Genomic DNA, 11,529 nt, shown 5'->3' with positions numbered 1-11,529 from the left:
AGGGGCGCGAAGCCGAGGGCTTCGCGCCCCCCGCATTTCCCGGAAGCGGCCCGGGCCGGTGGAAGAACCTCCGTCGCGGAGGTAGAGAAAGTTCTACCTCCGATACGCCAAACAATGGCAATGTGCCGAACCGCCGCCGCTTCTAACGTTGTTACCAGTTCGCGTGAGGTGCGTGACTAACCGGGTGGGAGTTCCAGTGCAGACTCAGGAGAACGGTCAGCGGACAGTGGCCGTGCGTCTGGATGCCGTCGAGAAGATCTACGGCAAGGGCGACAACGAGGTGGCCGCGCTCAAGAGACTGAACATGACCTTCGAGACGGGCAGCTTCACGGCCGTCATGGGCCCCTCGGGCTCCGGCAAGAGCACCTTCCTGCACTGCGCCGCCGGTCTGGTCCAGCCGACCTCCGGCAAGGTGCTGGTCGGTGACACCAACCTCGCGGACCTGGACGAGGTGTCGCTGACCAAGCTGCGCCGCGACCGGATCGGCTTCATCTTCCAGGCGTTCAACCTGCTCCCGGCGCTGACGGTGATGCAGAACATCATGTTGCCGCTCCAGCTGGCCGGCAAGCGCCCGAACAAGAACCAGATCCTGATGGTGGTCAACCGGGTCGGCCTGGCCGACCGGCTCGACCACCTGCCCGGCCAGCTCTCCGGCGGCCAGCAGCAGCGCGTGGCGATCGCCCGCGCCCTGGTGACCCGGCCCGCCGTGGTCTTCGCCGACGAGCCGACCGGCGCCCTGGACACCCGTACCGCCGCGGCCGTGCTCGGTCTGCTGCGCGAGTCGGTGACGGCCGGCGGCCAGACCCTGGTCATGGTCACCCACGACCCGGTGGCCGCCTCCTACGCCGACCGCGTGGTCTTCCTCGCGGACGGCCAGTTCGTCGGCGAGCTGTGGCAGCCGACCGCCGAGGCGGTCGCCGCGCGGATGACCCGGCTCGGTGCCTGGGACGACGAGCCCTCGCTGTCGGGCGGTAACCGCTGATGCTGCTGCTGGCTCTTCGCACACTGAAGTTCCGCAAGGCCGGGTTCATCGCCACCTTCGTGGCGATGTTCCTGGGCGCCGCGATCGTGATGGCCTGCGGTGGCCTGATGGAGACCGGCATCCGGATGGCGGCCCCGCCGCAGCGCCTCGCCGGCGTCCCGTTCGTGGTGACCGGTGAGCAGACCTACAACGACACCGCGCTGACCGAGCGCAACCGGATCGACGCGGGGGTGCTCGACACCGTCAAGGCGGTCCCGGGCGTCGGCAACGCGATCACCGACCTGTCCTTCCCCGCGACCGTGGTGGTGGGCGGCAAGGCGGTCGACGCCGGCTCGAAGGGCCACAACTGGTCCAGCGCCGGACTGACCCCCTTCACCCTGACCCAGGGCCAGGCCCCGGGCGCCAACCAGGTGGTCCTGGACTCCAAGCTGTCGACCGACTCGGGCGCCGGCGTCGGCTCCAGCGTGCAGCTGAACGTGCGCGGAACGGCCCGGAACTTCACGGTCTCCGGCGTCGCCCAGCACAACAGCGGCGGGACGATCAAGCCGAGCCTGTTCTTCTCCGATGCCCAGGCGCAGCAACTGGCCGGGGCCGAGGGCAAGTTCGACTCCATCGGCGTCCAGCCGGCGGCCGGCGTCGACGCCGCCGCGCTGGAGAAGGACGTCAGCGCGGCGGTCAGCGGCAAGGCGATGGTGCTCAGCGGTGAGCGGCGCGGCCTGGCCGACCTGCCGGGCGTGCTGTCCAGCCAGCAGACCGTGACCATCCTGTCGGCCATCTTCGGCAGCTGGGCCGTCCTGATCGTGATGTTCGGCGTGGCCTCCACGATGGGGCTCTCGCTCCAGCAGCGGGCGCACGAGATGGCCCTGCTGCGGGCGATCGGCACCACCTCCAAGCAGGTGCGCCGGATGATCCTCGGTGAGACCGCCGTGCTGTCGGTGATCGCCACCGCCCTGGCGGTCTTCCCCGGCCTCCTCATCGGCAAGCTCCTGTACGGGCAGCTGACCGGCAACGGCGTGGTGTCCAAGGAGATCGTCTTCCACGAGGGCTGGATCCCGCTCACGGTCGGCGCCGTCGCGGCGATCGCGGCCGCCATGGGGGCGGCGCTGTTCGCCGGCCGCAAGGCCGCGAAGACCAAGCCGGTCGCGGCCCTGGCCGAGAGCACCTTCCAGGCCAAGTGGCTCACCACCCCGCGCCTGCTGCTGGCACTGTTCTTCATGCTCAACGGCGTCATGCTGTCGGTCGTCACGGTGACGGTCATGAAGGAGGGGCCGTCCCTGGCGAGCACCGCCGGCCCGGCCTCCGTCCTGTTCGCGATCGGGGTGGCGATGCTCGCCCCGGGGATCACCAAGGGCATCGTGACGGCGCTCAGCGTGCCGGTCCGCGCGGTCTCCGGTCTGTCCGGGTACCTGGCGCTGCGCAACGCCACCACCAACAACGTCCGGATGGCGGGCGCGGTGGCCCCGATCATCCTGCTGATCGGCATCGCCACCGGCACCCTGTACATGCAGGCCACCGAGGACACTGTCTCGGCCAAGAGCTACCAGAACAACGTGCTGGCCGACTATGTGCTCGACTCCTCGACCGGCGGCTTCGCGCCGGCCGTGGTCAACTCGGTCCGCTCCATCCCGGGTGTGTCCGGCGCCTCCGAACTGGTCAGCTCCATCGGCTTCGTGGACTCCGCGGCCGGCGACACCATCGACCTGCGCGGCGTCTCGGCCAACGGCGTCCAGCAGACCATCGCGCTCGACTCGCTGAACGGGTCGATCGGCGACCTGAAGGGCAACACCGTCGCCCTGTCGGACAAGCAGGCCAAGGACTACGGCGTCGCCATCGGCGAGAACCTGAAGATCCACTTCGGTGACGGCACGGCCGCCGAGCCCAAGGTCGTGGCCACCTACGCCGACAACCCGAAGGAGCAGTACCTGCTGCTGCCCTCGGACGTGCTGGCCCCGCACACCACCAGCGGCCTGCCGGGCAAGATCCTGGTGAAGGCGGACGGCGCCGCCGACCACGCCCAGATCCAGTCCCGCCTCGACGGCGTGGCGGCCTCGGCGCCCGGCACCGCGATCGCCGACCGCTCGACGCTGACCAGCTCCAACAACAACATCCAGCAGATCCTGGTCTCGTCGAACTACACCATCGTCGCCATGATCGTCGGCTACGCGGCGATCACCGTGATCAACAGCCTGGTGGCGGTGACCCGCAAGCGCCAGAGCGAGTTCGGCCTCCAGCGCCTGACCGGCTCCACCAAGGCCCAGGTGCTGGGCATGCTGAGCGTCGAAGGCGCCCTGGTCGCCATCATCGCGACCGTCCTGGGCACCATCGCCTCGGCGACCACGATCGTCCCGTACAGCCTGGTGAAGGCCGACTCGATCCTGCCGAAGGGCTCGATCGGCATCTACCTCGCGATCGTCTTCGGCGCACTCGTCCTGATCTTCGGCGCGACCCTCTTCCCCTCCTGGAGGGGGATGCGGACGCCGCCGATCGAAACGGCCAGGTCCCCCGCCTGACCGGCACGCCGGGGCCGCTTCTCCGTCACCCCCGGACGGAGGAGCGGCCCCGCAGCCGTTTTCCGGCCGATGGTTTTCGGCCGGTCCGGCCGGTTGTCGACCGTCGGCCGCTCAACTCGGCGGGGCGCGTTGAGTTTTAGTAACGTGGCAATGATCAGAAAAAACATTGCCGTCACGGATGGACGATCGTTCAGGTGTGTTTCGCTTACCGCCCTTCTTCCGGCCCGTCCTTATTCCGGCGGGCTCCGTCGAGCCGGGCGATATCCCGAGGGGAGGGCCCTTGCGCGTCCGGGTGAACCTCGGGAACCTCCTGCGGGAGTTCCCCGCCCGGCTCCGCCGGGCCGGCACCGACCTGGCGGTCGGGGGGCTGATCGCGATGGGCGCCATGCTCTCGATCTGCCTGTTCCTGATCACCGCCTATTTCGTGATCCTGTTCGTCATCGGCATCGGCGCGATGGTGCTGCCGATCGTGACCAGGTGGGTCCGCTGGCTGTGCAACGCCAACCGGCGGGTGGCCGCCCGATCGGGAATCGAGATCGCGGTTCCCTACCAGCCGGAACCCGACGAGTTCGAGAAGGACATCGTCGGCTGGATCCGCCGCTGCAAATGGATTCTGACCGATCAGGCCACCTGGCGGGACCTGGCCTGGCTGCTGCTCAACTCGGCCGTCGGCATGATCGGTTTCCTGCCCGCCGTGGTGCTCTACTACGTCCTCGAAGGATTCGCCCTGGCGTTCGGCCTGTGGCGGCCCGTCCTGCGGGCGCAGGGCACCGGGCGCGAGTACTTCTTCGTCGCGATCGACAGCTACCCCACCGCGGTCCTGGCCGCGCTGGCGGCAGCGGCGCTCTTCGTCGCCTGGACCTGGTTCAGCCCGCTCTTCCTCACCGTGCACGCGCACTTCAGCCGGCTGCTGCTCGGCCCCACCGAGAGCTCCCGGCTCGCCCTGCGGGTCCAGCACCTGGCCGAGACCCGCACCGGTGCCCTGGACGCGGCCGCCGCCGAACTGCGCCGGATCGAACGCGACCTGCACGACGGCGCCCAGGCCCGGCTGGTCGGCCTCGGCCTGACCCTCGGGGCGCTCGAACGCCACCTCACGGGCGAGTCGGAGGAGGCCCGCAGACTGCTGCGCGACGCCCGCACCTCCTCCGTCGCGGCGCTGCGCGAACTGCGCGACCTGGTGCGCGGCATCCACCCCCCGATCCTCGCCGAACGCGGCCTGGCCGACGCCCTGCGCGCACTGGGCCTGGCCAGCCCGCTCCAGGTCGAGGTGCGGGTGACCATCCCGGGCGAGGCGCCGCCGCCGCTCGAATCCGCCCTGTACTTCGCGGTGTCGGAGCTGCTGACCAACGCCCTGAAGTACTCCGAAGCCGAGCACGTCGAGGTCAGCGCCTGGCACGACGGCGCCGTGCTGCACGCCCGGGTCACCGACGACGGCCGCGGCGGCGCCGACGCCACCAAGGGGACCGGGCTGCACGGCATCCGCCGGCGGCTGGCCACCTTCGACGGAACCCTCGAGATCGGCAGCCCGCTGGGTGGCCCGACCGTGATCAAGATGGAGATACCGTGCGTATTGTCCTCGCTGAAGACCTCTTCCTCCTGAGGCAGGGGCTGATCCAACTCCTCGACGCCTACGGCTTCGAGACCGTGGCGGCCGTCGACAACGGCCCCGACCTGCTCGCCGCCGCGGCCGAGCACCGGCCCGACATCCTGATCGTCGACGTCCGGCTGCCGCCGACCTTCACCACCGAGGGCCTCAAGGCCGCCCTCCAGGCCAGGCGCGAGATCCCCAAGCTGCCGATCCTGGTGCTCTCCCAGCACGTGGAGCAGATGTACGCCAGGGAACTGCTCGCCGACGGCACCGGCGGCATCGGCTACCTGCTCAAGGACAGCGTCTTCGACAACGAGCAGTTCATCGACGCGATCCGCCGGGTCGCCGCCGGCGGCACCGCGATGGACCCGGCGGTGGTCGCCCAGCTGATGGTGAGCCACGCGCGGGACCAGCCGCTCGGCGCGCTCACCGCCCGCGAGCGCAGCGTCCTGGAACTGATGGCCGAGGGCTGCTCCAACACCGCGATCGCGCAACGCCTGTTCATCACCGAGGGCGCGGCGGCCAAGCACATCTCGAACATCTTCGGCAAGCTCATGCTGCCGCCGGACAGCGACAGCAACCGGCGCGTCCTGGCGGTCCTCGCGTACCTCAACGCCTGAGCGGCGGCCGAGCGGACACGCCCGAGCCCTGTCCGGCCGACCCGGCCGCCGGACAGGGCTCGGGCGTGTCGAGTTGAACACCGGTAGTACATAGGGGGGATGAGGGGTACTCGGGCCCGGTGCGAGGTCATAGCGTCCGGGGTTAGCCAACGGGACGGCACTCCAGCGCACGTCGGGTGCCGACATTGTCACGCGTGGCTACCGACATGCTACTTGGCCGCGCACGGTGATGTTGACCGGGCCATGAAAAGAGTGTGATCAATTTGAGTGCTCAATCAGGCAGAGACTCACTACCAGCCTCGCCGCGGGCTCAAACCCCTCCCGGCACCCGACCCTACGCCCGTGCCGTCTCGCCGATGGAGTGGGTGTTCCTGGCCATGGGGCCCGGCCACTGCGTCGCCCATGTGGTCGAGGGCGAAGGACATCTGACGAAGGATCAGTTGACGCGCGCGGTCGCGGCCGCCGCGAAGGCGTCCCCCGGAATGCGGCTGGTCCGCCGGGGCAAGGACTGGGTGGACCGGGGCACCGCGCCGTCCGTCCGGATCCTCGACACCTCCGGTGACCTGCTCGGGTCGCCCGCCCTGCAGAGACCGCTGGACGCGAGCGGCGGAGCCTGCGAGGTGCTGCTGGCGCCCGGAGAGCGCTCCACCGTGGTGTTCCGCGCCTTCCACGGCATCACCGACGGGCGCGGCCTGCTGCTGTGGGCGGCGGACGTGTTCCGGGCGCTGCGCGGCGAGGAGCCGATCGGCGCGGACTCCCGGCTCAACGACAGCGAGTTGATCCAGGGGCTCGACCGGACGGGCGACCTGCCGCCGGCCCAGCCCAACCCGAAGCTGGAGTGGGAGCCGCTGCTCGGCCGCCGCTCACCGGGCTCCTCCGGGGTGCTCTGGCGCCGCCGGTCCGTCGACGGCCGCCACCCGGCGGCGACCGCCAAGGTGGCTGCGGCCTTGGCGACGTCGTACGGCTCCGGCCGCGGGCGGTTCTTCGTCCCCGTCGACCTGCGCCGCCACCGCCCGGAGCTGCGCTCCACGGCCTCGCTGGCCCGCGCGGTGCAACTGCACGTCGAGGCCGGCGACGGCTGGCAGGAGGTGCAGCAGCGGCTGCTCACCCTGCTCGCCGCCGACGCCGAACTGGCCCCGCAGTTCCCCGACTCGATCCTGCGCACACCGCTGCCGGTGATGCGCCTGGTCAACGCCGGGATCGACTTCTTCGCGGCCAGGAAGAACCGGTACAACAGCCTCGCGTACGTCTCCCACATGGGCAACGTCGCACTGGCCGAGTTCCGTGCCGACGGTTTCCGGGCGGACGCGGTCTACCCGCTGGGCACCACGGGCCCCGGGGGCCCGCTGGAGGTCAACCTGCTGGAGAGCGCGGGCCGCACCGAGGTCACCGTGGCCTGGCACGACGGCCCCGGCCTGGCGGAGCGGGCCGACGCCGTCCTGGACACCATCGAGGAGGCGCTCTCCCCGCGCGCGCACCGGCAGTGGGAGGGGAACCGCACCGAGCGGCCGCTGCCCTCCGGGCGCTCGGTGGTCGAGCTGTTCCGGGAGCAGGTCGAGCGCACCCCGGAGCGGATCGCGCTCAGCGGCCCCGAGGGCGAGGTCGGCTACCGGGAGCTGAGCCGCCGCGCGGACGCGGTCGCCGCCGAACTGCGCGCGCGGGGCGTCGGCCCCGGCGACGTGGTCGGGCTGCTCGCGGGCCGCACGGTGGCCTCGATCGCCGCGGTGTGGGGCGTGCTGCGGGCCGGGGCCTGCTACCTCCCGCTGGACATCCGGCACCCGGACGGGCGCCTGGCCGACCTGCTGACCGACGCCGGCGCCACCCACTGCCTGGTGGAGAAGCCGTACGACGTCCGCGAGTGCTTCCCGGCGGGCTGCGAGCCGCTGCTGCTGGACGACCTCGCCGTGGCCGGCGCCGCGCCCGAGGACTGGCGGGACGTCGCCGCCGCCCCCGGGGACCTGGCCTACGTCATCTACACCTCCGGCTCCACCGGGCGCCCCAAGGGCGTGCAGATCGAGCACCGGAACCTGGTCAACTACGTCCACTGGGGGCTGCGCGCCTTCGACGTGGACGAGGACACCCGGCTGCCGCTGGTGACCTCGCCCTCCTTCGACGTCACCGGCACCTCGGTCTTCCTGCCGCTGCTGGCGGGCGGCCGGGTGATCCTGATGCCCGAGGACCCCACCCACCTCTCGCTGCGCCGGCTGCTGGAGGAGTCGGGCGCCAACGCGCTCAACCTGACGCCCTCCCACCTCGACCTGATCGGCGGACTCGACCTGTCGCCCACCGGGTACCGCACGGTGATCGTGATCGGCGAGCAGCTGCGGGTGGAGGTCGCCGCCCGGGCCCAGGAGATGTTCGGGCCCGACTGCCGGATCATCAACGAGTACGGGCCGACCGAGGCCACCATCGGGTGCACCGCGCACACCTTCGACGCCGAACTGGACGGCGGCGCCGCCGTGGTGCCGATCGGACTGCCCGCGGACAACACCACGGTGCACCTGCTCGACGCGGACGGCCGGTTCGTCGCCCCCGGCGAGACCGGCGAGATGTACCTGGGCGGCGTCCAGCTCGCCCGCGGCTACCTCGGCCGGCCCGAGCTCGACCGCGAGCGCTTCGTCCACCTCGCCGACGGCAGCCGGGTCTACCGCACCGGCGACCTGGCCCGGGTGCTGCCCTCGGGCGAGATCGAGTGCGTCGGGCGGATCGACGACCAGGTCAAGGTGCGCGGCCACCGGGTGGAGCCGGCCGAGGTGGCCCAGGCCCTGGAGGACCACCCGGCGGTGGACCGGGCCGTGGTGGTCGCCCGGAGCCGGACCGGGCGGTCGGGCAAGGCGCTGTACGGCTACGCCCTGACCAACTCGCCCGTCACACCGGGGGAGTTGACCGACCACCTGGCCGAAGTGCTGCCCCCGTACATGGTGCCCGCCGCCATCATGACGGTGCCGGAACTGCCCTACACGGTGAGCGGCAAGGTCGACCTGAAGGCGCTGCCCGACCCGTTCGCCGGGCAGTCGCCCGCCGGCGCGCCCGCCGGCGGGGAACCGCTCGCCCCGATGGACCCGACCGAGGAGGCCGTGGCCGACATCTGGGCGCGCACCCTGGGGGCGGAGCGCTCCCGGCTGGAGGTCCAGTCGGACTTCCACCACCTCGGCGGGGACTCCGTCTCGTTGCTCGGCATGCTCGCGGCCGTCTGCCGGGAGCTGCTGACCGAGGACCAGGAGGCCGCCTTCATGGCCGAGCTGCCCAAGCTGCTCGCCGAGCCCACGGTGGAACGCGTGGCCGCCCTGGCCCGCGACGTCGGGGTCCAGCCCGTGGCGTCCTGACGCCGCTCCGAGGCCCGTCCGGCGGATCCCCGCCGGGCGGGCCTCCGGCGCGTGCGGGTCCGGTCGGTTCACCGCCCGCCGGCGGCGGGCCCGGCGAACCCCGGCAGCCAGCGCAGCGCCTCGGCCCGGAACGGGACCACGCAGTCCAGCTGGCAGAGCACCGCGCAGCCGGCCGTCACCGCGCGGTTGATCAGCAGGTACTCCGGCGGCAGGTTGAGCTTGCGCACCAGGCCGCGCGCGCCGGGGCCCGCCGTCCGGGCCAGCTCCTCGCGCAGCCAGGCCCGGTCGAAGCGGAACTCGGGCCCGCGCAGCGGCTCCGCCAGCGGACCGAGGAAGGCGGCCACCAGCTCGGGCCCGGCGACCACCCCCCGGCGCAGGAAGCCGGACTGCCGCAGCAGCTCCTCCGCGGCGGCGAACTCCCCGTCCTCGGCGAGCCGTTGGAGCGATCCCAGGGTGTTCGGCAGGCCGTCGGGCAGCCGCTTGACGGCGCCGAAGTCGAGCACGCCGAGCCGGCCGTCCGGCAGCAGTCGGAAGTTGCCCGGGTGCGGGTCGGCGTGCAGCATCCGGGCGCGCTCCGGGCCGGAGAGCAGGAAGCGGGCGAGCAGCAGGCCGGCCGAGTCCCGCTCGGCGGCGGTGCCCTGCGCGATCACCTCGGCGAGCGGCCGTCCGGGCAGCCACTCGGTGACCAGGACGCGGCCGGTGTGCGCGACCACCGCCGGGACGTGGATGTCGGGGTCGTCCCGGTAGGCCTCGGCGAACGCCTGCTGGGCGGCGGCCTCCAGGCGGTAGTCCAGCTCCTCGGCCACCCCGCTCTTCAGCTCGGCCACCATCGGGCCGATGTCCAGGCCGCGGTAGGGCAGCGAGAGCACCCGGATCGCCGAGCCGATCCGCTCGTAGTCACCGAGCAGCGCCTCCCGGGCGTTCGGGTACTGGATCTTGACGGCGACCGCGCGGCCGTCCCGCCAGCGGGCGCGGTGCACCTGGCCGATCGAGGCGGCGGCCACCGGGGCCTCGTCGAACTCGGCGAACAACTCCGGCCAGTCGGCCCCGAGTTCGGCCGCCAGGACCCCGCGCATCGGCTCCGCGGCGAGCGGTGGGGCCGCCTCCTGGAGCCGGGTCAGGGCGGCCCGGTAGGGAGCCACCGCGGACGGCGGCAGCGCCGCCTCGAAGACCGAGAGCAGCTGGCCGACCTTCATCGCCCCGCCCTTGAGCCCGCCGAGGACCGTGAACAGCTGCTCGGCGGCGCGCCGCTGGAACTCCTCGTTGAGCGCGGCGCCGGGCTCGCCGAGCAGCCGCCGTCCGGTCTTCGCCACGGAGCGCCCGGCGAAGCCGAGCGGCAGGGAGGCCAGCCGGGCGGTGCGGGCGAAGGGGCGCCAGGGCAGCGCGTCCGCCGGTCCCGCACCCGGCCCGGTGCGCCGGCCGCTGCCGCCGCTCCACGGCCGGGCGCCCGTCCAGGGCCCGGAGCCCGCCTCGCCGCGCCGCCGGTCCGACTGCTCGTCGCCGTCCATCCGCCTCCCCTTCCGGTCCACGCCCTGCCGCCGGTCGATGGGTCCGGAGCAGCGGTCGTCAGGGGACAAGAGGCGCCGGAAGGGCGTGAGGATCCCGGCGGTCGGCACAAGAGCGCGGACTTTTTCGCGGAGTGCGGGATTGTCCGGCCCTCCGGCCGCCTCATACCCGGTGGAGATGTGTCTGACTGCGCCGGTCCCGACCCGTTCGGGGGTCGGGCCGCCGGGCCCCGAGCGGCGGGTCCCGTCGGTGAGCGGGCCCGGTACGGGTGTACCGGGCGACTGGTCAAGGGAGGTAACGATGGACAGCAGGGAAGGGCCGGTCGAGCATCCTCGGCAGAGCTGGCCCTCGGTCGAGCTCGACGCGGTGAGCCGCCTGCGGGTGCTCGCGGTCGGCGGGAACCATCCGCTCTACGCGGAGCGGGTGCTGCCCGCCTCGTTCGACGAGGTCTGGTCGGTGGCGAGCGACCTGGAGCACGAACTGCCCAGGGTGGTCAACGGGCTCAGGTCGTTCACGCTCGATCCCGCCGAGCCGGATGCCGAGCGGCAGCGGGCGGTGGCGGTCAGCGCGGTCGGGACCAGGGAGCGCTTCGACGTGCTGCTCAGGCCCGGCTGGTGCCTGATGCAGAGCAAGGCCGTGGTCGGCGGCATGGCGGCGGTGGCGGAGCCGGACGGACGGGTGCGCTTCGCCCTGTTCGGCGGTGTGCGGCTGCCGGTCGCCGGGCGGATCCGGCGGGCCTTCAGGACCGCCTCGGTCCGCCGCGGCGAGAGGTTCATGGACCGGCTGGAGGAACGGGTGGTGGCCCGCGGGAGCCGCTGAGCGACCCGTTGAGCGACCCGTGAGGCCGGGCAGTGGTCGGCGAACCCGTCACCACTGCCCGCCCCCCCCCTGTCACGAAAAGCGGTCCCGCTATTCCGGAATTCGTTCGGCGACATCCGGAAAGCGGACCCCGAGGTCTCCCGGCACGCGGCGGCCCGGCCCGGTCCGGGAATGCTGT

General features: G+C 72.4%; 7 protein-coding genes. 6 read left to right on the top strand and 1 reads right to left on the bottom strand.

Annotated elements, in window-relative coordinates; genetic code table 11:
* Nucleotides 1–196 precede the first annotated feature (196 nt).
* The 5 genes from ACFRAR_RS31510 (at nt 197) to ACFRAR_RS31490 (ending at nt 9,026) form a co-directional block, all read left to right on the top strand.
* Entirely contained in the window at nt 197–982 is a 786-nt protein-coding gene (locus ACFRAR_RS31510) for an ABC transporter ATP-binding protein (protein ID WP_380702412.1), read from the top strand.
* Nucleotides 982–3,492: an ABC transporter permease gene (locus ACFRAR_RS31505; protein WP_380702410.1), complete on the top strand. Its 2,511-nt coding sequence runs from the start codon at nt 982–984 to the stop codon at nt 3,490–3,492. Before ACFRAR_RS31510 ends, ACFRAR_RS31505 begins: the two co-directional genes overlap by 1 nt.
* Nucleotides 3,493–3,772: 280 nt before the next feature.
* Complete coding sequence (locus ACFRAR_RS31500) at nt 3,773–5,092, top strand: sensor domain-containing protein (RefSeq protein ID WP_380702408.1); 1,320 nt, start codon at nt 3,773–3,775, stop codon at nt 5,090–5,092.
* Nucleotides 5,056–5,700 carry a response regulator gene (locus tag ACFRAR_RS31495; protein WP_380702406.1) on the top strand — a complete coding sequence of 215 codons (645 nt, stop codon included), beginning with the start codon at nt 5,056–5,058 and terminating at the stop codon, nt 5,698–5,700. Before ACFRAR_RS31500 ends, ACFRAR_RS31495 begins: the two co-directional genes overlap by 37 nt.
* 356 nt (nt 5,701–6,056) lie before the next feature.
* Nucleotides 6,057–9,026 (top strand): amino acid adenylation domain-containing protein, encoded by a 2,970-nt coding sequence (locus ACFRAR_RS31490; RefSeq protein WP_380702404.1) that lies wholly within the window; start codon nt 6,057–6,059, stop codon nt 9,024–9,026.
* A gap of 68 nt (nt 9,027–9,094) precedes the next feature.
* On the opposite strand, the gene ACFRAR_RS31485 is transcribed toward ACFRAR_RS31490, so the two are convergent.
* The gene (locus ACFRAR_RS31485; protein ID WP_380702402.1) at nt 9,095–10,534 is read right to left on the bottom strand and encodes an ABC1 kinase family protein; all 1,440 of its coding nucleotides are present in this window, start codon (nt 10,532–10,534) and stop codon (nt 9,095–9,097) included.
* A gap of 298 nt (nt 10,535–10,832) precedes the next feature.
* Between ACFRAR_RS31485 and ACFRAR_RS31480 the strand changes: the two genes are divergently transcribed.
* Nucleotides 10,833–11,351: a hypothetical protein gene (locus tag ACFRAR_RS31480; protein WP_380702400.1), complete on the top strand. Its 519-nt coding sequence runs from the start codon at nt 10,833–10,835 to the stop codon at nt 11,349–11,351.
* The last annotated feature ends 178 nt before the right edge of the window (nt 11,352–11,529 follow it).

This window comes from Kitasatospora sp. NPDC056651 (assembly GCF_042792155.1).
GTDB lineage: Bacteria > Actinomycetota > Actinomycetes > Streptomycetales > Streptomycetaceae > Kitasatospora.
This window is presented reverse-complemented; position numbering and strand designations above follow the sequence as displayed.

Bases quoted from the DNA above. Each gene is read 5' to 3' on its own strand.
- ACFRAR_RS31505 (WP_380702410.1), top strand. From the start codon at position 982: ATGCTGCTGCTGGCTCTTCGCACACTGAAGTTCCGCAAGGCCGGGTTC.
- ACFRAR_RS31490 (WP_380702404.1), top strand. From the start codon at position 6,057: ATGGAGTGGGTGTTCCTGGCCATGGGGCCCGGCCACTGCGTCGCCCAT.
- ACFRAR_RS31485 (WP_380702402.1), bottom strand. From the start codon at position 10,534: ATGGACGGCGACGAGCAGTCGGACCGGCGGCGCGGCGAGGCGGGCTCC.
- ACFRAR_RS31480 (WP_380702400.1), top strand. From the start codon at position 10,833: ATGGACAGCAGGGAAGGGCCGGTCGAGCATCCTCGGCAGAGCTGGCCC.